The 23,021-nt window shown below is 63.5% G+C and carries 22 protein-coding genes and 1 pseudogene; 17 read left to right on the top strand and 6 right to left on the bottom strand.

What is annotated here, in order from left to right:
* Positions 1–135 precede the first annotated feature (135 nt).
* Positions 136–747, bottom strand: a complete 612-nt coding sequence (locus ACTIEY_RS11845; protein WP_439519301.1) for a tyrosine-type recombinase/integrase — start codon at positions 745–747, stop codon at positions 136–138.
* A 229-nt stretch (positions 748–976) separates the two neighbouring features.
* Positions 977–1,960, bottom strand: coding sequence for a hypothetical protein (locus ACTIEY_RS11840; RefSeq protein ID WP_086123201.1), 984 nt, complete (start codon positions 1,958–1,960; stop codon positions 977–979).
* 182 nt (positions 1,961–2,142) lie between these two features.
* Here ACTIEY_RS11840 and ACTIEY_RS11835 point away from each other — a divergent pair, with 182 nt between their 5' ends.
* From ACTIEY_RS11835 to ACTIEY_RS11825, 3 genes are all read left to right on the top strand, one after another.
* Entirely contained in the window at positions 2,143–3,126 is a 984-nt protein-coding gene (locus ACTIEY_RS11835) for a DUF3644 domain-containing protein (RefSeq protein ID WP_439519300.1), read from the top strand.
* 561 nt (positions 3,127–3,687) lie between these two features.
* A complete protein-coding gene (locus tag ACTIEY_RS11830; protein WP_439519299.1) occupies positions 3,688–4,005 on the top strand; it encodes a hypothetical protein in 318 nt (105 codons plus the stop codon).
* A 69-nt stretch (positions 4,006–4,074) separates the two neighbouring features.
* Positions 4,075–4,356, top strand: coding sequence for a hypothetical protein (locus ACTIEY_RS11825; RefSeq protein ID WP_439519298.1), 282 nt, complete (start codon positions 4,075–4,077; stop codon positions 4,354–4,356).
* Positions 4,357–4,368: 12 nt separating this feature from the next.
* On the opposite strand, the gene ACTIEY_RS11820 is transcribed toward ACTIEY_RS11825, so the two are convergent.
* The gene (locus tag ACTIEY_RS11820; RefSeq protein WP_439519297.1) at positions 4,369–5,253 is read right to left on the bottom strand and encodes a LysR substrate-binding domain-containing protein; all 885 of its coding nucleotides are present in this window, start codon (positions 5,251–5,253) and stop codon (positions 4,369–4,371) included.
* A gap of 146 nt (positions 5,254–5,399) precedes the next feature.
* Between ACTIEY_RS11820 and ACTIEY_RS11815 the strand changes: the two genes are divergently transcribed.
* The 8 genes and pseudogenes from ACTIEY_RS11815 to ACTIEY_RS11780 all read left to right on the top strand — a co-directional run bounded on the left by ACTIEY_RS11815 (position 5,400) and on the right by ACTIEY_RS11780 (position 12,800).
* On the top strand, positions 5,400–6,575 hold the full coding sequence (locus tag ACTIEY_RS11815) for a M24 family metallopeptidase (protein ID WP_439519296.1): 1,176 nt from the start codon (positions 5,400–5,402) through the stop codon (positions 6,573–6,575).
* Positions 6,576–6,591: 16 nt separating this feature from the next.
* Positions 6,592–7,551: a 3-hydroxyacyl-CoA dehydrogenase family protein gene (locus tag ACTIEY_RS11810; protein WP_439519295.1), complete on the top strand. Its 960-nt coding sequence runs from the start codon at positions 6,592–6,594 to the stop codon at positions 7,549–7,551.
* Positions 7,541–8,524, top strand: coding sequence for a threonine ammonia-lyase (locus tag ACTIEY_RS11805; protein WP_439519294.1), 984 nt, complete (start codon positions 7,541–7,543; stop codon positions 8,522–8,524). The genes ACTIEY_RS11810 and ACTIEY_RS11805 overlap by 11 nt, the downstream gene beginning before the upstream one ends.
* A complete protein-coding gene (locus ACTIEY_RS11800) occupies positions 8,517–10,013 on the top strand; it encodes an N-acyl-D-amino-acid deacylase family protein (RefSeq protein WP_439519293.1) in 1,497 nt (498 codons plus the stop codon). The genes ACTIEY_RS11805 and ACTIEY_RS11800 overlap by 8 nt, the downstream gene beginning before the upstream one ends.
* Entirely contained in the window at positions 10,003–10,491 is a 489-nt protein-coding gene (locus tag ACTIEY_RS11795; RefSeq protein WP_439519292.1) for a RidA family protein, read from the top strand. The genes ACTIEY_RS11800 and ACTIEY_RS11795 overlap by 11 nt, the downstream gene beginning before the upstream one ends.
* 30 nt (positions 10,492–10,521) lie before the next feature.
* The gene (locus tag ACTIEY_RS11790; protein WP_439519291.1) at positions 10,522–11,496 is read left to right on the top strand and encodes a tripartite tricarboxylate transporter substrate-binding protein; all 975 of its coding nucleotides are present in this window, start codon (positions 10,522–10,524) and stop codon (positions 11,494–11,496) included.
* A 91-nt stretch (positions 11,497–11,587) separates the two neighbouring features.
* Positions 11,588–12,259, top strand: a pseudogene (locus ACTIEY_RS11785) (porin); the annotation flags it as partial.
* The gene (locus tag ACTIEY_RS11780; RefSeq protein WP_439519290.1) at positions 12,159–12,800 is read left to right on the top strand and encodes a porin; all 642 of its coding nucleotides are present in this window, start codon (positions 12,159–12,161) and stop codon (positions 12,798–12,800) included. The pseudogene ACTIEY_RS11785 and the gene ACTIEY_RS11780, both read left to right, overlap by 101 nt.
* A gap of 6 nt (positions 12,801–12,806) precedes the next feature.
* On the opposite strand, the gene ACTIEY_RS11775 is transcribed toward ACTIEY_RS11780, so the two are convergent.
* Both ACTIEY_RS11775 and ACTIEY_RS11770 read right to left on the bottom strand, forming a co-directional pair.
* The gene (locus ACTIEY_RS11775; RefSeq protein ID WP_439519289.1) at positions 12,807–13,361 is read right to left on the bottom strand and encodes a putative glycolipid-binding domain-containing protein; all 555 of its coding nucleotides are present in this window, start codon (positions 13,359–13,361) and stop codon (positions 12,807–12,809) included.
* A gap of 20 nt (positions 13,362–13,381) precedes the next feature.
* Positions 13,382–14,545, bottom strand: coding sequence for a zinc-dependent alcohol dehydrogenase (locus ACTIEY_RS11770; protein WP_439519288.1), 1,164 nt, complete (start codon positions 14,543–14,545; stop codon positions 13,382–13,384).
* A 306-nt stretch (positions 14,546–14,851) separates the two neighbouring features.
* Here ACTIEY_RS11770 and ACTIEY_RS11765 point away from each other — a divergent pair, with 306 nt between their 5' ends.
* From ACTIEY_RS11765 to ACTIEY_RS11745, 5 genes are all read left to right on the top strand, one after another.
* A complete protein-coding gene (locus ACTIEY_RS11765) occupies positions 14,852–15,283 on the top strand; it encodes a DUF4383 domain-containing protein (RefSeq protein WP_439519287.1) in 432 nt (143 codons plus the stop codon).
* Positions 15,284–16,007: 724 nt separating this feature from the next.
* Complete coding sequence (locus tag ACTIEY_RS11760) at positions 16,008–17,375, top strand: NfeD family protein (RefSeq protein WP_439519286.1); 1,368 nt, start codon at positions 16,008–16,010, stop codon at positions 17,373–17,375.
* A gap of 12 nt (positions 17,376–17,387) precedes the next feature.
* Positions 17,388–18,155 (top strand): slipin family protein, encoded by a 768-nt coding sequence (locus ACTIEY_RS11755; RefSeq protein WP_439519285.1) that lies wholly within the window; start codon positions 17,388–17,390, stop codon positions 18,153–18,155.
* 76 nt (positions 18,156–18,231) lie between these two features.
* A complete protein-coding gene (locus tag ACTIEY_RS11750; protein WP_439519284.1) occupies positions 18,232–19,008 on the top strand; it encodes an SDR family oxidoreductase in 777 nt (258 codons plus the stop codon).
* 181 nt (positions 19,009–19,189) lie between these two features.
* Complete coding sequence (locus ACTIEY_RS11745) at positions 19,190–19,828, top strand: DUF2243 domain-containing protein (RefSeq protein ID WP_439519283.1); 639 nt, start codon at positions 19,190–19,192, stop codon at positions 19,826–19,828.
* A 189-nt stretch (positions 19,829–20,017) separates the two neighbouring features.
* Here ACTIEY_RS11745 and ACTIEY_RS11740 read toward each other — a convergent pair whose 3' ends face one another.
* On the bottom strand, positions 20,018–22,186 hold the full coding sequence (locus ACTIEY_RS11740; protein WP_439519282.1) for an ATP-binding protein: 2,169 nt from the start codon (positions 22,184–22,186) through the stop codon (positions 20,018–20,020).
* 163 nt (positions 22,187–22,349) lie between these two features.
* Between ACTIEY_RS11740 and ACTIEY_RS11735 the strand changes: the two genes are divergently transcribed.
* The gene (locus ACTIEY_RS11735) at positions 22,350–22,997 is read left to right on the top strand and encodes a flavodoxin family protein (protein WP_439519281.1); all 648 of its coding nucleotides are present in this window, start codon (positions 22,350–22,352) and stop codon (positions 22,995–22,997) included.
* Positions 22,998–23,021: the final 24 nt, after the last annotated feature.

The raw sequence follows: 23,021 nt of genomic DNA, 5'->3' as shown, positions 1-23,021 counted from the left end.
GTGCCGGAATGCTGCCGGTACTGAACGTCTGCAGATGGCCAAGACCTCTCGATCGGCCGCCCGCCACAAAGCTGGCATTCAGGGCGGACGCCCCGTCACGGCGACAGGTGCGGCCGCTCCGGTTCAAGGGCTGACTCAGATTTCCGTCTGCTCAGAAATTTCGAGCGCGTCATCGACCTCGATGCCGAGGTACTTGACGGTCGACTCGAGCTTGGAGTGCCCGAGCAGCAGCTGCACCGCTCGAAGGTTCTTGGTGCGCCGATAGATCAGCGTCGCCTTCGTCCGCCGCATCGAGTGGGTGCCGTACTCGGCTGGGTCCAGCCCGAGCTCCTCCACCCAACGCCCAAGAATGCGAGCGTACTGACGGGTGCCCAGGTGCGGCGAGCCGTGGATGCGGCTGGGGAACAGGTAGTCTTCCGGCTTCAGCCCTGCACGCTTGATCCAGGCCTGCACCGCCTCTCTGGTAGCCGGCGTGATCTCGAACTGAGCAGGACGCTCGGTCTTGTGCTGCATGACCAGTGCACGCGCCGCCACTTGATCGCCGTGGCAGACGTCGCGGACCCTCAGGCCGATAAGGTCGCAGCCCCGAAGCTTGCTGTCGATGCCAAGGTTGAAGAGCGCCAGCTCCCGCGCACGACCCTGCATCTGCAGCCTGACGCGAAGCGCCCATATGTCCTTGACCTTGAAGGGCGCCTTCTGTCCGACGATCTTGCCCTTGTTCCACGGCTCCCGATGAGTGGTTCCCATGACGGTCTCCACAAAGTTGAGGGCCGCTTAGGTTGCGCTCTCGGGCGTGCCGGGCCGCGGGGCGCAGGGTGAGGAACCTCTCGGATCGCTGCGGCGAAGGTCAGCTTTCGGATGCTGGGGCGGCCGAGCACTGTCGGCCAAGAAGAGTCATTCGCGAAGGACAGCTCTAGGGCACCCAGCTTAGCCCGAGCGCGCTGGATGGAGACGCCAGGGGGTAGTGATGCTCACGTCAGCGAGACGCAGCAGACAATGCAGGCTGAAGTCGAGACGCTGATGCGGCTGGTGCGGGGATCGTCGCGAACGAAGATGCCGAGGAGGTGGTACTGGGCGGCACCACCGCAGGGCGTGCCACGGACGGTTGAGGCGCAGCGGTGCTCGCCGCACTCGCCGCCTTACCACCGTTCGCCTTCTCCTTCTGCAGGTCGAGCACAGTGGGCAGCTTCAGAAAGTTCGCCTGCGCTGCGGCGAACACCAAAGCGGCTGCGGCGACGACCCACCCCGCGAATTGCATCCACCAGTTAGCGCCGTGCTTCCGAGAGGCGTCTCGCCGCTCATCTAGGGTCCGTACGCCCTGACCAGTCAGGCGAAAGCTGTAGTTGTCCGATGTCGACAGGTCGCCAGCCTCGGCGAGCAGCTGCAGTTGCCTGTCCAGGCGTTCCTGGAACGCCTGCCAGTTGGGGTGGCCTGCCCAACGGTCGCCATATCGATGGCTCATCACCTCGAGGGCGCCAATTCTGTCAACGCCCCGCGAGGTGAGCTCAGCAACGTCCTTCAGTATGGTCAGGCGGTCGCCGAGCATCATCTGACGGGCATTGAACAACTTCTGTAGAACCCAACGCTGCACGCGCAGCGCGTGGAGCCAAAGATACGGCCACTTGGTTCCTTGCCCGAGTACGAGATGGACAACGCCTTCGTATCGAACTTCATCGAGCCCGTAGTAGTGCGTCACCTGGAGCGCGGCGGCGTCAATCGCGTCCAGTTGGACGGTGACAGGGCGCCTATGACTATGGCCGTCGAACTCGAGCCCTTGGACGGTGGGGGCCGTGATGCCTACCAGCACCGTACGTGGACGCGCGCCCGTTTCGGGCATCACGACGTTGAAGCAGTTGATCTTCATGCCCTCGTCGCTGGAGCGGTGAACTGTGGCCGGGCAAGCTCGTGCCAGAAGCCGGGGGAGGAAGAAACGCAGCAGGACTTGGTGGATTCGTTGCATCGGCGCTCATTATCGGAGCGTCGAGGCCGGTCCTCCGCAACGTGCGCTGTCGCCTACCTCGCACTGCGCCAAACCCTCACGCCGAAGGACGATGCCCAAGATGCCCCAGACCGCGATCCCGAGATGTTGGGCGCGTTACGGCGCAGAATCGACGCAAAGTAGGCAGGGAAAGAGAGAGCCAAGTGCGCCCCCCACTGCATCAGAGGCTTGTCGACAAGGCGGTCGCTGCCATCACGGCGGCGGTGGAGGTCTACAACAAGCCGGCGTTCGCGTACCGAGCGGAGACCTTCGCCACCTTGGCGCTGAACGGCTGGGAACTCCTGCTCAAGGCCAAAGTGGTCAAGGATGAGGGGAATGACCTGAAGGCCATACGTGTCTATCAAGCGCGGCCGACGAAGTCGGGCAGGCCGAGCAAGAAGCTGTTCCTGAAGCTCAACCGTGCCGGAAACGCGCAGACGATCTCTCTCGGTGCCTGCATTGTCGAACTCGAAAAGTCACCGGCGAAGCTTCATGTCGAGGTGAAGAACAACCTCGAGGCCCTCACCGAGATTCGAGACAACTCAGTCCACTTCGTTACTGCGAACGCGCTGCTTGCGCGGCAGGCGCAGGAGCTGTCAGCCGCCGCGGTTCAGAACTTCGTCGTTCTGACGAAGCAGTGGTTCGCTCGAGACCTGTCTCGGTCACTGCATGTGATCCTTCCGTTGTCCTTCATCGCTCCAGCTTCGACTGCTGAAAGCGTCGTCGTTTCGGCAGACGAGAGCCGGCTGATCCGGCACCTTGAAAGTCTGGCGAAGGTGCCCGGCAATGCCGAGTCGCCGTTCGCGGTCGCTGTGCGCTTGCAGTTGAAGTTGGAGAAGTCGACGCTTTCCGCCGCCCCCAAGGTGCAAGTCACCAAGGACCCCGACGCGGTGAAGGTCACCTTGACTGAGGAGGACGTGAGAGCGCAGTACCCATGGGACTACCGGGAGCTGTGCAAGCGGATGGCTGCTCGGTATAGCGACTTCAAACAGGACGGCCGATTCCACGCTCTGCGTAAGCCACTGTTGACGGATGAGCGATACGCCAAAGCACGGTACCTCGATCCGGGGAACCCGAAGAGCCCCAAGAAGGACTTCTACAACCCAAACGTGTTGAGCGTCTTTGATGCCTCGTACAGACGGGTCTAGCGTGAGCGTGAACGACCGCTTGAACGAGCATGAATGTGAGGAGCAGATAGCCGGTTCGGGTCGGCACCGCCAGGTCAAACTGTAGGAAAGCGGTCACTGGCACGGCGCGACCCGACGTGCGGAAGTCGTCCGGCCGCTGTACCTCGGACAGCAGACGGTCGCACCCCGGGTCGGGCCTCTACCGAGCGACTGTTTGGTGCCCTTGAGCGTGAGTAGGAACGCGGCTCATGACGGGCAGCTCTCGCTGCATAGCGGACCCCAAAGCCCAAATTCTCCAACCGCCCCTCGCTATACTGCCGCGATCAAGTTCCAAAAAGGACTTGATCGGGATTAGCCTCCTGCCGAAGAACCTCCTGTGGCGAAAGCCGCAGGATCTCCTAACCGCAGACCCTGCGGCTTTTCGCTTGCGCCTCCATTTTTTGGCGGCTCGGGCGGAGAGCTCTCGGGCTCGCCGGTTCTCGCAGGAGGTTCCCGGTAAGGCTAATCCGTTCGGGCCGCCGCCACCGATGATCTTGGTGGCGGCGGTTGGTGATGAAAGCCGAAGCTTCAGGGAGACCCACCATGGTCATTTCTCCGACCCGCACCCCAGCGCAGAAACTCGCCATGCAGGCAGCGGACCAGGCCTATTGCCTTTCGCTCACGCTCAAGACGCACAACAAGCTGGAGCACATGATCCTGCCGCAGCGGGAGCCGCATCCGGATCACCCTTGTTGGATCCCGGTGCGGCCGCACTTTGCGGAACTGGTGCACACGTTCAATGAAGAGCTGGCGCGGCAGTTGGGTGCCTTGATGCAGACGCTGGACGCGATGCAGGCGTTGATGGCCGATGAGCCACAAGGCCCTGTTGGGACTACATTCCCGGAACGCGTTGCGGATTGACGCCGCACCCCGCACGGAATGGGTTGAAAACAGCGTCACTCGTCGCTGCACTTCTCGGCTGGAGGATCCATGGATCAGGACCTGGAAGGTTTGAGTCGCGAGGAACTCGTGACGGAACTGGTCAAGCTGCGCAACGCGGTGCGGGCGCATCGCGACACATCGATGCACGACCTTTGCTGGCATCACCCCGGCATGTGGGATCTCTTGCCCGAGAAGTCGGCCATCAATCCGGTGGTGCCAGAGTGGCCCGTTTTCCTGCGCGGTTGTCTCAGGTATCGGCAGTCGCTGGACGAGCAACTGCCGGATGCACCGCGATCGAAGGATGAGTATTCGGGTGGAGATGGTGGCTGACGCGCCTGAAGTTCACCCCTGCCGGATCTCCTTCAGCAGCCAGTCCCTGAACGCCACCGCCTTGGCTGGCATGCGCCTGCGTGGGGCCACAAAATAGTAGTTGTCGCCGCTCGGTATCTTGACTCCACTCAGGGCGACAAGGCTTCCCTTGGCCAGATCGTCTGCCACCAGGACATGCTGGGCCATGGCCACGCCAGCGCCGTCGATGGCGGCTTGATAGGCGAGGCTTCCGTTGTCGAACGTGATGCCGGTGCGGGCTCTGTCGGTCGGGGCGGACACGGCCTCGAGCCATTTTCGCCAGTCGTGGGGACGGGCTTTGGAGTGCAGCAGTGTCACGCGGGCCAGATCGCCCGGGAAGCGGTTCGACTTCAACGCGGCGCGCCGTCCTGGACTGCAGACCGGGACCAGCTCGATCGGCGCCAGCAGCACACAGTCCCAGGCGGGCCACTGTCCGTCTCCGCCCCGAATGGCCACATCGATGTCGGAACGCTCGAAGTCCACCACGTCCATGGATGAGTGAAGCTGGATATCGATGTGCGGATGCAGGTTGTGAAAGCGGTGCAACCGAGGAATGAGCCAACGCATGGTGAAGGTGGCGTACCCGCAGATCTTCAGCACAATGGCCGACCCTTCGCTCATGGATTCGGTCGCGCTTTGCAATTCATGAAACGAGCGGGTGACGGCGACGAAGAGCGTCTCACCCGCCTTGGTGAGGCGGATGCTGCGATGTTCCCGCACGAACAGGCTGACACGCATCGACGCTTCCAGCGCGGCGATCTGCCGGGTGATGGCCACCTGGGTGACGTTCAATTCGTCGCCGGCAGCGGTCATGGTGCCCAGGCGCGCGGCCGATTCGAACGCCTTCAGCGCGTTCAGGGGCGGGAGTTTCCAGCTCATCTTTGGATAACCATGGGTTATGGCAATCGCGAATGATCTCATTGGACGCACGGCGGGTCAATTCATAACATGGGCGCTCATTCATTCCATGAAGCGAGCAGATGACAACGAACGTGCGACCGGCCTGGGGGAGAGTCCCCTACGACATGCCGTCCAGAACCCCGTGGCTTCGGGTGCCCTTCACCCGGGAGGAGTACGCCGAACGCTGGCGGCGCGTGGGCGCGGCCATGGGCAAGGGCGGCCTGGGTGCTGTGGTGGTGCTGGGGGGTCCCGGCGACAGCGGGCTGCTTCGCTACCTCACCAATTACGACAGCAACGCAGGCTACACGGCTGCCGTGGTGACGCCGGACGGCCGCTGCGCGATGGCCACCAACTCTTTGCTGCGCGGCGAGCCCATGCACTCCGGCGTGTGGATGTCGTATGTGGAAGACGTGAGGCCCACCATGTCACGTCGCTACAACCCATCGGCGCCGACGCTGGAAGAAAAGGTGGCGGAAGTGCTGTCGGACTACGGCGCAGAGGGCAGTTCCATCGGCATCGCGGGCATGGCCAGCCACGACATGTGGACGGCCTTGAACCGCGTGTCGATGGGCTCGGTGGTGGACTTCTCTGCGCAGCTGAATGAAGCGATGACCATCAAATCGCCAGCGGAAATCGATCTTCTTCGCCGGGCCAACACGGTCTCCGAACAGGCCTATGCCGCCATTCGCGCCGAGATGAAGGCGGGCGTGACCGAGATGCACCTGGCGGGCGTGGCCTTCGAGGTGGCGATGGGGTCGGGTGCCGAAAACCTGTCGTTTCCCATGGCGCTGGTCGGTGGCCCTCGCGCCGGCCTCAAGCACGTGTTGCCGACCGACTATGTCCTGCGGGAGGGCGACATGGTGTTCATGGACTTTGGCCTTGTCTTCGACGGCTATGTGACCGACAACGCGAAGACGGCGGTGGTGGGGCGCGGCCCTGAGGAGGTTGTTCACTACGTCCGCACCGCGGACGAAATGACGAAGGCGTCTGTGGCTGCCATCAAGCCCGGTGTCGCGCAAAGTGTGATTGACGATGTGGCGTTCGAGGTGGCGTGCGAAGCGGGACTGTCAGATGACTACTACTTCAGGGCGCATGGCGTGGGCACCACGCTCTTCCAGTTCCCGCGCTTCTTCCCGGGCGACGGCACGCCGTTGCGCGAGGGGCAAGTGTTTTCCCTGGAGCCAATGGCGACCCGATTGGGATTTGGCGGTGCTTGCGTGGAAAGAACCATCCTGGTCACCAGCGATGGATGTGAGCTGTTGGGCGGAGAGACGGATGGAGTCTGGATTGAACATGAATGAGCGAGAAAACGAACCGATGAACCAGCGTCAAGCGGTGGCCGTGCCGCGCCATGTCACGGTGGTGGGGGCCGGCATCATGGGTTGCGACATTGCAGCCATCTTTGTGGCAGCGGGTGCGGATGTCACGGCCGTTGCCACCAGCTCCGCGCGGCAAGAGGAGCGTGTCGACCATGTGCGGCGCTCGGTGGGGCAGCTCGCCACGGGGAAGGCCGAGGGCAGGTTCTCGCTGGTCGAAGGCCTGGAGGCGGCGCCGCTTCGCGAGACGGACCTGATCATCGAGACGGTGCCGGAAGACCTGGCGCTGAAGAAGCGGGTCTTTGAGCACCTGGAAAGACTCGCGTCGGCGGACGTTCCCATCGCCTCCAATGCGTCCGGGTTCCCCATCTCGGCCATTGCGGGTCACCTGGACTCGGCATCGCGCACGGCAGGGCTTCATTTCTTTCTGCCGGCACACGTCGTTCCGGTGGTCGAGGTGGTCAAGGGGGAGCGCACGTCGGATGAAAAGATGGACTTTCTGGTCGACACGATGCGGGCAGTGGGTCGAGTGCCTGTTCGGGTCAAGCGGGATACGCCGGGTTTTCTGGCCAATCGAATCCAGCACGCCTTGATGCGGGAGGTCTTCTCCATCCTCGACGAGGACCTGGCGTCTCCCGAGGACGTCGACGCGGCGGTTCGATTCGGCTTTGGCTTCCGGTACGTGGCGGCCGGGCCGCTAATGCAGAAGGAGTTTGCTGGCCTGGACACGCAGCTGGCCGCCGCCACCAGCATCTATCCCGGTCTCTCGAAGTCGAGTGAGCCCAGTCGGACGCTCAAGGACCTGGTGGCCAGTGGGCGAACCGGCGCCAAATCGCTCCATGGCTTCTGGGACTGGGATCCCGCGTCGCTGCAAGCGGCCAGGGCGGCGTACGAGAAGACCTTGCTTCAGGCCTTGCACGTCCTGAAGAACTCATCCACCGGGAGCCCGAGTGGAACCTGACTTTCGAGCCATCAAGGCCGCGCACACGCGCCTGCAAGGCCTGGTGCTGCGCACCCCGCTGCTGGAATCGGAGCGGCTCAATCGAAGGGTGGGCGGTCGCTTGCTGCTCAAGGCGGAATGCCTTCAGACCACCGGCTCGTTCAAGTTCAGGGGCGCTACCCACGCGCTCCTTGAATTGAGCGAGGCGCAGCGCGTGTGCGGCATCGTGGCCTACTCGTCCGGCAATCACGCGCTTGCGGTGGCAACGGCTGCTAAGCGGCTGGGTGTTCACGCGGTGGTGGTGATGCCATCGGACGCGCCATCTCCCAAGATTCAAGGGGCGCGGCTGGCGGGCGCGGAAGTCGTGGTCTACGACCGCGACAAGGACGACCGTCTTGCCATCTGTGCGGAGCTGGTTGAAACGCGCGGGTTGACGCTGATTCCGCCGTTCGACAGCACCGCCGTCATCGCAGGGCAGGGGACCCTGGCCATCGAGGCCTTCGAGCAGGCTGAAAAGCTGGGGTACGAGATCAGCAACGTCTTTGCACCTTGCAGTGGCGGTGGCCTGGTGGCGGGCTGTGCGGTGGTCGCGCGGGTGCTCGCCGCCAACGCGCGCATCTTTGCGGTGGAGCCTGAAGGGTTCGACGACACAGCGAGATCTCTGGCATCTGGCGAGGTGCACCAGAACGCGTCGACGTCCGGCTCCATTTGCGATGCCCTGCTTGCGATCAGGCCGGGCAAGCTCACGCTGCCCATCCTGCGGCAGATGGCAGTGGAAGGCGCTCAGGTGTCGGACATCCAGGTGATGCAGGCCATGAAGTGCGCACTCGACGAGCTGGGACTGGTGGTGGAGCCCGGCGGCGCTGCGGCGATGGCCGCTGCGATGAACAGCCCACATTCGAAACAGCGCACCTCCCTGGTGGTGGTGTCGGGCTCGAACATCGACCCCGCGCTGGCTCGCCGGGTGGCCGGGCTGGAGATGCACGATGCATGACGGCCCGCTGGATCTGATCCTGTCGCGTGCGACCGTGGTCGACGGCACAGGCGCTGGGGCCTACGGCGCCGACATTGGCGTGGTCGACGACAGGATCGTGGCGATCGGGGAACTGGCGGGACGACGTGCAGGTCAGCGGGTGGACGTTGCCGGCCGAGTGGTGGCGCCTGGCTTCATTGACACGCACACCCACGACGACGGCGCCTTGCTCTCCTGGCCGGCGATGCCCATGAAGGCCAGCCAGGGTGTCACCACGGTGGTCGTTGGCAACTGTGGCGTGAGCCTGGCGCCTCTGAAGCTGGCGTCGGCTCCGCCCGCACCGCTCGATCAGGTGGGCGGCCAGGAGCACTACGCCTTCGGGAGTTTCCGGGAGTATTTCCTGCGGCTGGAGAGTGAACCGCCGACGGTGAATGTGGCGGCACTGGTGGGGCACATGACCCTGCGGGTGGCCACCATGGACCGCCTCGACAGAGCGGCCAATGCAGGGGAGGAGGCTGCCATGGCCGCTCTGCTCGAAGAGGGCTTGGAAGCGGGCGCTCTCGGATTCAGCACCGGACTGGCCTATGGGCCGTCGTCGGCCGCGCCGACGGCCGAGGTGTTCAACCTCGTGCAAAGGGTCGCCACGCACGGCGGCATCTACTGCACTCACCTGCGAGACGAAGGCAACCACGTCATGGATGGGCTGTGCGAAGCGTGCGAGGTGGCCGCACGCGCACGGCTTCCCCTGGTGGTGTCTCATCACAAGGTGCTGGGGCGAGAGAACTTCGGCAGGAGTGTTGACACGCTGGCCTATCTGGACAAGGTGGCCGCTGCGCAACCCATCGCCATCGATGCCTACCCTTATGCGGCGTCGTCGACGATGCTGAGGATGGACCGGGTCCGGCAATCCGAGCGTGTCCTCATCACGTGGTCCCGGGCGATACCGTCGGCGGCGGGGTCCACCCTGGCATTCGTCCAGGAGCTGCTGGGTGTGAGCACAGAGGAGGCCGTGGCGAGGCTCTCACCAGCGGGGGCCGTGTACTTCTCGATGTCGGAAGATGATGTGCGGCGAATTCTTTCGTGGCCACGCACCATGATCGGCTCCGATGGCATCGCACTGGATGCCTCTCCACATCCGCGCCTCTGGGGCACTTTTCCGCGAGTGCTGGGCCACTATGCGCGTGACCTCGGCTTGATGCCGTTCGAACAGGCGATCCACCGGATGACGGGCCTGGCCGCGGAGACTTTCGGGCTCAGGAACCGTGGGCAGATCCAGGAGGGCTACTTTGCCGACCTCGTGGTTCTGGACCGGGCCACGGTGGCGGATGTCGCCACCTTCGAATCACCGACGGTGCCGTCGGCCGGGATCGAACACGTCTACGTCAACGGGCGTCTGACCTGGTCGAAAGGGGCCACATGTGCCAACCGGCCCGGAAGAGTCCTGAAGCGGCAGCAGCAGCACCCGCCCATGAGGAATTTTCAGAGAAAGGAGGCCGCGCGTGGCCCTTGAGTTGCATGAGCGTCTGGTCGCTCTGGGTTTCAGCCTCCCCGCGTACGCACCACCCACGGCCAGCTACGAACCCTGGGTTGAAGTGTCAGGGCAGTTGCTGCTGTCGGGTCATGTGTCCATCCTGCCCGGAAGCGAATACCGCGGCCGGCTGGGAGAGAGCCTGTCCGTTGACGATGGGCAACGCGCCGCAGAAGTCTGCGCCCTGGGCCTTCTCTCGCGCATGAATGCCGCGCTTGGCGATTCGTGGGATGGCTTCGACCGGCTGGTGCGTTTGAACGTCTTTGTGGCAGGCACGAGCGACTTTTCTCAGCAAGCGGATGTGGCCAACGCTGCGTCGGACCTCTTCCTGAAGGTGTTGGGGGAATCGGGCCGGCATGTTCGAACGGCTGTGGGTGTTTCCGCCTTGCCCAGAGGTGCGGCCGTGGAGATCGACCTTCTCGCTCAACTTCGTCCGGTCGCGTCGAACCTTCGCGACTGATTCCATTCTTTCCTGAACCAAGGTGTTGCCATGCGCAGAATTTCCTTCGTAATCCCACTGCTTGCCGGGCTCGTGCTGACGGCGGCTGGACCTGCCAGTGCGCAGAGTGGCTGGCCAGACCGACCGGTGCGCATCGTGGTCGGGTTGGCGCCCGGCGGTGGGACGGACATGTTCACGCGCGTCGTGGCCAACGAACTGGCCAAACGGCTGGGTCAGCCGGTGGTGGTGGAGAACCGGCCTGGCGCAGGGGGCTCCATTGCAGCAGGCGCTGTCGCCAAGGCGGAGGCGGACGGCTACACGTTCTTCATGGCGTCCAGCAGCTATGCAACGACGTACGCCACTTATCCCAAGCTCAGCTTCGATCCTTTCAAGGATCTGAAGGCCGTCGCACAGATCCTTTCTGGCACCTTCAGCATCGTGGCGCATCCTCGCGTGGCCGCCAGCGATGTGCCGACGCTCGTGCAGCTTGCCAGGAGCAAACCGGGTGCGTTGACGTACGCCACGTCTGGCAACGGAGGAGCGGGACACCTCGGCGGCGAGCTGTTCCAGTCGCAAACGGGCGTGAAGCTCACCCACATTCCGTATCGGGGAAGTGCCCCCGCCATCACCGACGTTCTTGCCGGGCGCGTCGACCTCATGTTCGTGGAGCTTGCGTCGGTGGCGACGCGAATCGAGGCGGGTGAGCTCAAACTGATTGCGGTGACGGGCTCGAAGCGGGCTGCCTCGGCACCCCAGGTTCTCACCGTGACCGAAGCCGGCATTCCAGGCTACAGCTTTTCCGGCTGGGCGGGTCTGCTTGCACCCTCTGGCGTGTCGCCGGAGATCGTGGCCCGCATGAACCGCGAAGTCGCCCACGTGTTGAACATGCCGGAGATACGGCAGCGGTTCAGTGCCCAGGGTGTGGATCCCACCACCGGCCCTGCAGCCGAGTTCCAGAGTCTCGTCCACAGCGAACTCACGCTGTGGAAAGCCGTCGCGACGAAGTCGAACATCGTCGCCGAGTAAGCACCACGTCGCCTGAATGCGCGGGGTCCGTCGAGCGGACCTCGGGTAGCGGCGTGGAAATTTGTTGGTTCATCAATCTTGGGGGTAGTCCATGAAGCGGGTCCTTGTGGGTGTGGTTGTCACGTCGGTCTTTGGTGCAACGGCTGCGAGAGCGCAAATGCAGGTGCCGCAGCGAGCGCAGGCCGAACTCTCTGGAACGATCGACAACGCGTTGGCATGGGGCAGCGCCGGTGGTGTTGGCTCCAGAGACCAGAGGGCTTTGATCAACAGCGGTCTGGGAAGCAGTCACATCAAGTTCCGGGGGCGTGAAGACCTGGGCGGCGGGCTCTCCGCGTCGTACTGGCTGGAGATGGGCGTCAACACAGACACTGGCACGGGCACTGCGTCGAACGCCAACAATCAGGTCTCTGGCGGGAGTCCCCCCGGGGCGCTGACGTTCGGCAGAAGCTCCTGGGTGGATGTGGGGGGAAACTGGGGACGTGTTCGCCTCGGACGCGACTACACCACCACATTCTGGGGAATGGGCACCTACGTTCCCCTGGGCCCCAATGGCATCGGGTCTCCCCTGGTGCTGAGCGGGATTGGTGTGCAACGCACTGCAGCGTTCGGCCCTTTCCCCGCCGGGAACTCGGTGACCTTCCCGGGCGCCTACGTGATGACCCGTGTGCGTGCGTCGAACGCATTGGCCTACATCTCGCCTGAAATCGGTGGCTTCACAGGGTGGCTGCAGCACTACCTGGGTGAGAACGCCGGGAGTGCCGCTGCAGGTGCCAACGCACCAGGTACAGGCAGGGACGACGGGAACGGAACGGCGGCTCGCATCGGCCTACAAGAGTGGCCCCCTGGACGTGGACGTCGCCTACCAGAAGACGACCTACGCTCTGCTGGGGGACTACACGACCTGGAACGCTGGAGGGCAGTACGACTTCGGTGCATGGCGCGCCTACGCGCTGGTGAACCAGGACCGCAGTTCCGCCACTGCGTTGGTGGGCGGAGCACCGAACGCGACTCGGGCCAATTCGTGGTCCTTCGGCGTGACCATCCCGGTCTTTCAGACCGACCTGGTCCGCCTGGGTGTGTCTCGTTATTCGCTGGACCTTGGCCCTGGTGCGAATCCCACTTCTCAGAAGTACGCAGTCAGCTACGTGAAGAACCTGTCCAAACGCACGGCCATCTACACGACCTTTGCGCAGGTGGACAACTCACATGGTGCGAACACGGTGCTCAATGGCGCGCAGTTGGGTCCCGGAGTTTCAAACCAGACCTCTCGTGGTTTCGAAGTGGGCGTGCGGCACAACTTCTGATCGGGTTCAATTCGGAACCCGCTCGAAGAGTCCTGCGTACGTCGTTGGCAGTCCCTCGTCGTCCACCTCCAGGTCGGCAGTGAAGCCCTCGAAGAGTCCAAGGTCGACAAAGCGCAGGCGGCCGGCGCCCTGGCGTTCGTAGCGTTGCCGTGATCGTGTGACGGTGAGCGTTTCGCCGTCGATGAAAGCTGTGTCCAGGGTGAGGGATGAGCCAACGGCCTGCGGTACGCGGCGGATGGGAAACGTGTTGCAGAACGGCGTGACGGAAAGGTCAGGCTCTTCTGCGCCGTCCAGGTCGGGCCGAGCCGTGCCATTCACTGCCCACTCGGCAGGGCCCACGCGAGCCAGATGAAGCTGTTCGTGGCCTTGTGCATCCCACCGCTCGATCTCCACCGATTGGGCACGCCAGTCGGGCGTGAGCACCCATCGGTGGTCCAGGCGAAGGCCGCCGGCTTCCGTGCTGATCACGGTGGACACAGCAGTGACTCGATCCGACTTGATTTGAAGCGACAGACGCTCCAGCCCATCAAGATCGGTTCGACGCCAGAAGAGGATGGACATTCAGCGAGGCAGATGCCGTCTCATGGCGTCAGAACCACCTTTCGGCAGTTCTCTTCCTTCTTCTCGAAGATCTCGTAAGCACGGGCGGCGTCGGCCAGCTTCATGCGGTGGCTGATGATCACGTCGGGCTGGAGGCGTCCATTGCCGATTTCTTCCAGAAGTTGCGGCATGAATTCCTGCGCATGGGTCTGTCCCATCCGGAAAGTGAGGCCTTTCTCGAACGCATCGCCGAACAGGAAGGCATGGATGAAGCCGGCGTACACGCCCGGCACGCTCACCACGCCACCGCGTCGCGTGGCAGCCATGCACTGGCGCAGGGCCTTGCCGCTGGAGCCTTCCAGCTTGATGGCGGTGAGGGCGGTCTCGATGGCACTGCCCTTGGCCTCAAAGCCGACGGCATCGATGGTGGCGTCCACGCCGCGTCCGTTGGTGGCGTTCAATATCACGTCCGCCGGATCGTCGGTCTTGTCGAAGTCGATGGTGGTGACGCCATAGGTGTCCTTCGCGAAGTTGAGCCGATAGGCATGGTGGTCTACCATGAAAATCTGCTCGGCTCCCAGGAATCGCGCGCACGCTGCGCTCATCAACCCGACCGGTCCGGCACCGAAGATGGCCACGCTGGACCCGGGACCGATGCCGGCGTTTCGTGCCGCCTGGTAACCCGTTGGGAGAATGTCGGACAGGAACAGCACCTCTTCGTCGGTCAGCGCGTCGGGAATCTTCAACGGCCCGACGTTGGCCTTGGGCACCGTGACGAACTCCGCCTGCCCGCCGGGAATGCCGCCGTAGAGGTGGCTGTAGCCGAACAGTGCCGCGCCTGAGGTTGCGCTCTTCTTGTTCATGATGGCGCCGCGCCCGGGGTTGGTGGACTCGCAGGCGGCGAACAGCGAACGGTTGCAATAGAAGCACTGGCCGCAGGCGATGACGAAGGGAATCACCACGCGGTCGCCGGGCTGAACGTTCGTCACGGCGGGGCCCACCTCTTCAACGATGCCCATGAACTCGTGACCCAGGATGTCGCCATCTTTCATCATCGGGATCTTGCCCCGGTAGATGTGAAGGTCGGATCCGCAGATGGCCGTGGCGGTGACACGCAGGACGATGTCGTCCGCCTCTTCGAGGACCGGATCAGGCACGGTCTCGACTCGAACGTCATGGCTACCCTGGTAGGTGAGTGCTTTCATGGTGGTCCCTGAAAAGAACGGGTTGGGAAATGGCAGGACCTCCGCTGGGCAAGCGGCATGCCTCGGACGGACTCCTAGCGCTCCTGCTTCCAATGAAAAGAGGGCGCTCAGGCGGAAGCCCGAGCGCCCAACCACCCCGCTGGGAAACCGGGGTGCGTCCATGGACGGGACGCACGCGGGTGGGGGCAAGCTGTGTTCCCGTGGTCGGGCGCGATCGACAGGCTGCACAGGCACCCGGATTGCCAGTGTCGGGCGCGTCTGGCTGCGTCTGTGGCCAGGTTCATTCACCTCTTTTGGAGACACACCATGACCACGAAACGGTTTGCACTCATCTATGGCATCGTTTTTGTCATCATTGGCCTGGCCGGCTTTGTTCCCGGGCTTGCTATCGGGCACAGTCATCCAGACATGGAGATGACGACAGGACTCGGCCTCTTGTTCGGGTTGTTTCCAGTCAACATCCTTCACAACCTCGTGCACCTGGTGTTCGGTGTCTGGGGACTCGCTGCTGCGAAGTCTGTCGTCGGCGCCGTGACCTACGCGAAAGCCGTCGCAGTGATCTACGCGATCCTCGCCATCTTGGGCCTGATGCCAGTCCCCGGTCTGCAAACTACGTTCGGCCTCATCCCGCTGTATGGGCACGACATCTGGCTTCACATACTGTTGGCTGCAGGCGCCGCGTATTTCGGCTTTGTGCGCAGCCCCGCCGATAGCTCACGCGCAGTTCCCAGTCGATGAGCGACTCAGCCGAGCGGCTGTGAGTCGACAGGCGCTCGGTCTGCAATCCAGTTCAGTGGAGGCAAGAGCGGTGCGGTACCGATGCAGGTACCGCGCGTCTACCGGCCGTAGCCGTCACGGACGTTGTCCAGAGCGTCCTTGCTTTGCTCGGTCAGCCTCTTTGCCGATTCTTTTTCGGTTAGAGCGGGGTTGCGTTCGGCTTTCAGTCGTACGTCACCCTGGCCCGGGCGATCGGGCTGAAGCGGTTCCGCACGCCGCGGCCGCGGCTTGGTACCGGACGGCGGAGCCTTTGCGGCGGTCTCAGGAGCAGGGCGCCCGGGTGTTCTCGGCCTGGGACTCGTAGCCGGATCTTGCGCAGGCTCTGCGTCGCGGTAGGCGCCGCGCTCGTTCAGCTCACGGTTCACGTCGTCACTGCTGCCGAGCTGGGCGTGGTCGCTGCCTCGCCCGAAGTCACCTTGCGGTTGGCGAGGGCTCGCGTACACCCCTCTGCGGTACTTGATGTGGTCATGCGTCATGAGAGGCTCCTTTATCTGATCGGCGTTGGCGGCAAACCACGTGCCTGAGTTGCCCTTGGAACACTCCTTGCACCCCTTTCACGTGAGGCTGATCGGAGGCGGGCGCGCCGATTGCTGGCGCTTCCCTCCATGGACAACGCGCAACGGCACGATTCCACAATCTGCAAGAACGAGTCGGCATTCAGAAGGCGCCCGATCTTCTTTTTGCTGTGCGTGCTCATGAGCCTGTGGATGGCAGTTGCAGAGGGCCAGCCCCGGCGTCGGCCGCCCCTCATGCCTTGGTGGTTTCGATTGACACTGCGATCGGCCCTGCGACGTCGCGGCAGGTTGAGCTCGGCTTGCAGCAAGCCGGGCGTGAGGGGGCCCGTCTGATGGTTCTGCAACTGGACACGCCCGGCGGGCTCGATTCGTCCATGCGCGACATCGTGCGTGCCGTGCTCGCCTCACCCGTGCCGGTCGTGGGATTCGTGGGGCCGCCCGGTGCGAGGGCTGCCAGTGCAGGTACTTTCATTCTGTATGCCTCTCACCTGGCGGCGATGGCGCCCGGCACGAACCTGGGCGCGGCCACCCCCGTCCCACTTGGCGGCAGGGGCGGGATATCGCCTGCGCGCCCCGGTGCCAGCGCGCCCGCCACCGCCGCCGATGATGCTGGAGGCAGCAAGGCGGTGAATGACGCGGTGGCCTACATCCGCTCTCTGGCCGACCTGCGCCGCCGCAATGCCGACTGGGCCGAGGAGGCCGTGCGTTCGGCCGCGTCGCTGCCGGCTGACGCGGCCCTGTCGCAAGGGGTGGTCGACCTGGTCGCTGCCGATGTCCCCGCACTGGTGCGAGAAGTTCACGGCCGAGAGGTCCTGGTGGGCGGGCGGCTGCTGCGGTTGGACACGGCCGGCATTGAAGTGCGGGCCATGCAGGTGGACTGGCGCACCCGCCTGCTTTCGGTGATTGCGAATCCCAACCTGGCGTTGCTGCTGCTGATGATCGGGGTGTACGGCCTGCTGTTCGAGTTCCTCTCGCCGGGCGCTTTGGTCCCAGGGGTGGTGGGGGCCATTGCGCTGGTTCTCGGGCTCTATGCGCTCTCGGTGCTCGAGATCAGCCATGCGGGCTCCGCCTTGCTGCTGCTGGGCCTGTGCCTGCTGGTGGCGGAGGCCTTTGTGCCCTCGTTCGGTGTGCTGGGCCTGGGCGGTGTGCTGTCCCTCGTACTGGGCGCTGCCCTGCTGATGGACGAGCCCGATGGCGCCTGGCTGGCACCGTCTCTTCCCCTGGTGGCGGGCATGGGCCTGGCGGCGCTTGCAGCCAGCATCCTTGTACTTCGACTGGCGGTCCGCAATCGCAGGCTGCGCAGCCACAGCGGCCCCGAAGCCCTGGTGGGGCAAGCCGCCAGGGTGCTGGACTGGTCGGCTGACACGGCCAAAGGCCATGTGTTGCTGGCAGGAGAACGCTGGCAGGCCCAAGGGGCGGCCGATCTGCAGCCGGGCCAGGCCGTCAGGGTCGAAGCGGTGCGCGGCCTTCGTGTGGAGGTCAGTGGCATAGGTGACGCGCCGTCCATGGCCACAAATCTTCATTCTTCCAACCTCTGACAAGGAGATCCCATGAACACCGTGTTCTTTCTCGGTCCGCTGATTTTCTTTCTGCTCGTGTTGCTGGTCATGGCGTTGCGCATCCTGCGCGAATACGAACGCGGTGTGGTGTTCACGCTGGGTCGCTTCACCAGCGTCAAAGGGCCTGGGCTGATCCTCCTCATCCCCATGATCCAGCAGATGGTGCGGGTTGACCAGCGCACCCAGGTGCTGGACGTGCCCGGACAGGACGTGATCTCGCGCGACAACGTTTCGGTGCGCGTCAGCGCGGTGATCTACTTCCGCGTGGTGGGACCCGAGCCTTCGGTCATTCAGGTGGAAGACTACCGCCAGGCCACCAGCGAGCTCGCCCAGACCACACTGCGGTCGGTTCTGGGCCGACACGATCTGGATTCCATGCTGTCCGAGCGTGACCAGCTCAACAACGACATCCAGACCATCCTGGACGCGCAGACCGAAGCCTGGGGTGTGAAGGTGGCGAACGTCGAACTCAAGCACATCGACCTGGGCGAGAACATGGTGCGCGTGATGGCGCGCCAGGCGGAGGCTGAGCGCGAACGTCGAGCCAAGGTCATCAATGCGGAAGGTGAAGAGCAGCCCGCCCGCAAACTGCTCGAAGCAGCCCAGGTGCTGGCAGAGCAACCGGAAGCCATGCAGTTGCGCTACCTGAGCACGCTGGCCACCATCGGGCAACAAAACAACTCCACCATCGTCTTCCCGTTTCCGACCGACTTCGCTGCCTGGCTGCGGGGCATGAACCAAGTCACAGAGAAGCGCTAAGCCTGCGTTCCGTGGATGAAAATACCACTCACACCATTGCCCTGAGCGCCCTTGCGCGATGCATGAGGAGTTCGCCATGACAGATCTCATCCATGGTCTTGCAGTCGTTACGTGTGCTGAAGTGGAGCTGGGACGGGCCTTGGCGCTTGAGCTGGTCCGGCGGGGAATCCGCGTGGCCGGATTCGGAAGGGAACACGCCCTGGAAGAAACCGCCGATCTTGCTGGCCCGGGCTTTCGGCCCTGCCATGTGGACGTGAGCTCGGCGAAAGAGGTGAGCGGCATGATGGATCGCCTCGCTCATGAAATGGCGCCAGTGACCATTCTGATCAACAACGCGTCAGTCCACCCTCGACGCGATTTCCTGGATGAGACGCCAGAAACATTCATGCAGACGATGGCACTCAATCTTGGGAGCATCGTCAATTGCAGTCACGCCGCGCTACGGCAAATGGTGCACACGGGCCAGGGGCGAATCCTCAATGTATTTGCCGCAGCCGAAACATCACCCTTTCCGGCTCAAAGCGCGTATGTCGTGTCAGACGTCGCTGCACGGAGCTTCACCCGCGCGCTGCGTGCCGATATCGAAGATCGCTTCCCAGACATCATCATCAGCGACTGGATCACCGGGCCGTTGGCCTTGGAGCCCGACCATTCGGATGGCAGCACCAGCTTCCAGATTGCGGCGGCCTGGGGCGTCGAACTGGCCCTTTGGACAGACACCTCGCTGCGTGGCAGCGTATGGGAACGAGACCACGAACTGCTGCCTTCCAGATCGTTCAAGCGCCAGATCAAGGACACGCTGCTGATGCGTCCGACAAAAGCACGTTGTCTCGGCGGTGCTCGTCAGAACTGATCTCATCGCTTCCAGGCGTGTGACTGCCTTGTCTTCAGCGACTTCGGCAGCTCTGGCGCAGTAGTGTGACGCGATCCACAAAATGACGCGTGCGCGAAAAGCATGTGGAGGCACAGGCAGAGTGGACGCGCGCCTGGCTCAATTGGCGGCGCTTGGGCACGGAGATTGCCGGCACGTGGTCATGGCTGAGAACCTTTCGAATGCGCTACCTCCCGACGGAGCCGCAAGTGCCGCTCCGCTGCGCTGGCCCGGACTTTTACTGGGAGTTGCCTTCGGCGGCTTCTTCGACGGAATCGTGCTGCACCAGATCCTGCAGTGGCATCACCTGTTGTCAGGTCTGTCGGAAGGGCGCTGGAACGATCTTCGGATACTGATCCTGGCCGACGGCGTGTTTCACGCTCTGATGTATGCCCTGGCCGCGTTGTCAGGGCTGCTCCTGTTCAGGCGTCGCTTTCACCTGACATTGCCGGGTGCCCGCGACACCTTGCTGGTGGTATTCGTCACGGGGTTCGCTTCGTGGCACTTCCTGGACGCTGTGGTGTCCCATTGGCTGCTGGGAATCCACCGCATTCGCATGGACAGCGCGCAGCCGCTGGCGTGGGACCTTGGTTGGCTGGTCATCTTTGGTTTCCTGCCTTGCCTGTGGGCCCGTCGTCATGCCCGGCGAGCCTTGGTTCGCGCGCCCTCCTGCAAAGGTGGTAGTGCCCTGATGCTGCTCGTGGGCAGCACGGCGCTGGCAGGTGCCCTGTCGGCCCGGGCTCCGCAGATGCACCCAGCGTGGTGTTGTTGCAGAACCCCGGGGACGCCGGGGCACTGCTGATTTCGCTTCCGCCTGAGGCGCGGATCCTGGGTTCCAACGCCGGCGGCACCGTGTGGTTCTTTGAGGGAGCGCCTCCTCCCTCTCAGCGAGGTGCGTGGGTTCTGCGTGGCCCGTGGTGGCCGGCAGCATGCAGCAGCTGGACGCGTGTGTGATGCTGCTGGCAGCCCCACACCTCGGGACGCCAGGCAATCACAGGGACTCGGGTGTGCCCGCGGCGGAAGGCTGGACTGCTCGAAACAAGGTCTCAACAAGAACCTGTGGAGTACAAGGTTTCGGCAGCACGGTGAAACCACCATGGCGAGCGGTTGCCAGTTGTGCCGAGTAGCCCGTCATCAGCACCACGGGCAGATCGGGGTAAGCCCGTCGCAGCGCGTGCGCAAAATGGATGCCATCCAGGGCTCCCGGCATCACGATATCGCTGAGCACCACGTCGAACACGGGTCCGTCGGTGAGTGCTCTCAGTGCATCCTTGACGGACGTCGTGACATGGACGGTGCAGCCCACTGATTCGAGCATGGGGCGGATCGACTCGGCGAGGGACACGTTGTCATCCACCAGCAAAACCCTGCACTTCAACTCAACGGGTTTCTCTGCCGGGGTTTGAACGGCTTTCTCGGCTGCGCGTGACGATGCCGGCAGATACATGCGGATGGTGGTCCCTTTCCCCAACTCGCTGGAAATATGTGCAACGCCGTTTGCTCGCGCGCAGAACCCATGCACCTGGCTCAGTCCCAGGCCGGTGCCTTCGCCCACCGGCTTGGTCGTGAAGAAGGGCTCGAACACCCGCTCCATGAGCTCAGGATCAATGCCTTTCCCGTTATCAGAAAACTCGATGACGACAGCTTGCTCAGGCGCATCGGGTGCTTCCCCGGGGCCTGCATTCCGAGCGGTGATGGTGACGCGGCCTCCCGGAGAACTTGCGTCCTTTGCATTGACTGCCAGGTTCAACATGGCGAGTTCCATCTCGGCACGGTCCACTTCGATCGGCGCGGTATCCGGAGCAACGCTGACCACGCACTCGATGTTGCTGCCCAGCGCGGTGTGCAACATGTCCGCGAGCGCGGGCAAGCGTTCCTGCAATGACAGGATCTCGGGTCGCAGGGCCTGGCGCCGGGTGAATGACAGAAGTTGCCTTGTCAGTGAGGTTCCCGACGCCACGGCCCGTTCGATCCCTTCAAGTGCTTTGGTTCGGTGTTCCTCTGCGAGACCTTTCATCTTGAGGAGAAAGGTGTTGTTGCTCACCACCGCAAGCAGGTTGTTGAAGTCGTGCGCGACCCCTCCGGTCAGGCGCCCCATGGCCTCAAGCTTTTGGGCTTGTCGCAACGTTTCTTCTGCGCGCAATCGCTGGGCCGTTTCCTGCTCCAGGCGTTGAGCTGCCAGGAGTTGCTCTCGGGTTCTCTGCCTCGCCACCCATGCTATCCAGGCGAGCAGCAAAGAGACAGGCCCGACGAACGCGGCCAGCAGACCCATCTCCCGCCGCCACTCCGCCTCTACCTCCTCGCGCGGCACGCTCGCAAAGACGTATAGCGAATAGTCGCCGACTTTCTGAAACGCCCCCAGGCGCTCGGAGCCATCCAGGAGTGAAGGGGCGTCGTGCACGCCGAAGGTCTCGCCCTGCGCCCAGCGCGCAAGCAGGATGTTGTCGCTGGGAAGACGTGCTTCGGGAGGAGGCAGGGTGGGCCAGCGCGCCACATAGCGCCCATCGCTTCGAAAGAGCGCGACGCGGCCATCCTTTCGGTCCCCGATCATTTCCTTGTAGATGCTGCCAAAGTGTTCCGGACGCAGGCCCACCGAAATGAGGCCCGCAAAATCCCCATTGCTGTCCACGCGGCGCCTGCTGACGTCAAAGAAGCGGTCGCCGCCAAACCGGGCCACGAGTGCTTCCGTCACGTACGTCGGCCCGTGCCCCGCCAGATGCCATTGGAAGTACTCCCGATCCGACACATCGAACACCGGCGTCGGGAAGAAGCGATTGCTCACCAGTGGCGTGCCGCGATTGCTGTAAACCCAAAGCGACTGGACATGGGGCAGCGATGCCGTGATGCGTTTGAGCTCTCTGTGCAGTTCTTGCTCCCGAGCACGTATGGAGGTTTCATCGCTGTTCCCGATGAGATCAAAGGCTCTCTCAAGCAACACGTCGGTGGTGTCAAAGACGCGCAGTGCATGCTGAGCTGCAACTTCCACGTCGCTGCTCAAGCGGACTCGGGCACGGTTGATGGCGTCCGTGTGGCTTCTCCACGCTTCAAGGGCGAGAAGCATGGCTGGCAGGGCGACGGCCAACACCACCGTCGCTTCAAGGTAACGCAACGCGCTGTTGCGGGGGGTGCTGTCGGCGGGGCGCGCCGATCGGTGGTTCAACTGAGTGGTCCTCCAAACGTTCTCACTTCAGGAAATGTGTCAAATCTTAGCTCGGAGATGCAGATCCAATGGTGCCTGCGCGGAGATCTTTCCTTGCCGCCGCTGTTCCCGGGAACGCGGTTTGCCGGACATCGCGACGTGAATGCGCGATTCGAGGATCGCGATGTTCGGCCGATGGATGTTTTCAAGGACGGAGCTCAGCGCACTGACCATCAATTGCACCCTCAAGCGCAGCAAGCCCGGCGAACCGTCTTCCACGGCTCGCATGCTGGGCGAGGTGGAGAACGAGTTCCGGAAACTGGGCGTCAAGGTGGAATCCATCCGTGCAGCCGATCTGAACTTGCTGCCGGGGGTCAGCTCCGACGAAGGGGCTGGTGACGACTGGCCGGCGGTGCGGCGGCGAATCATGGCGGCCGACATCCTCGTGATTGGGACACCCATCTGGCTTGGCCAGCCTTCCAGCGTGTGCAAGCGGGTGCTTGAGCTCATGGATGCATTCCTGAGCGAGGCGGATGATTCGAACGGACACATGCCCAGCTTTGGCAAAGTCGCGGGGGTGGCGGTGGTGGGAAACGAGGACGGTGCGCATCACGTGTGCGCAGAAGTGTTCCAGGCGCTCGTCGATGTCGGTTTCACGATTCCGGCCAGTGCCTCCACTTATTGGGTCGGCGAAGCCATGGGAGATACCAACTACGTGGACCTCGACGCCACTCCTGAAAAGACCGCCGGGACCACCCGCACGCTAGCGCGGTTGACTGCCCACCTGGCGGGCGTCTTGAAGGCGTCCAGCTACCCATCCATCAAGAAGTGAACTCACTTCTCAGCCAGGTTGATG

It is taken from the genome of Hydrogenophaga sp., from assembly GCF_051858985.1.
Classification (GTDB): Bacteria; Pseudomonadota; Gammaproteobacteria; order Burkholderiales; family Burkholderiaceae_C; genus Hydrogenophaga.
This window is presented reverse-complemented; position numbering and strand designations above follow the sequence as displayed.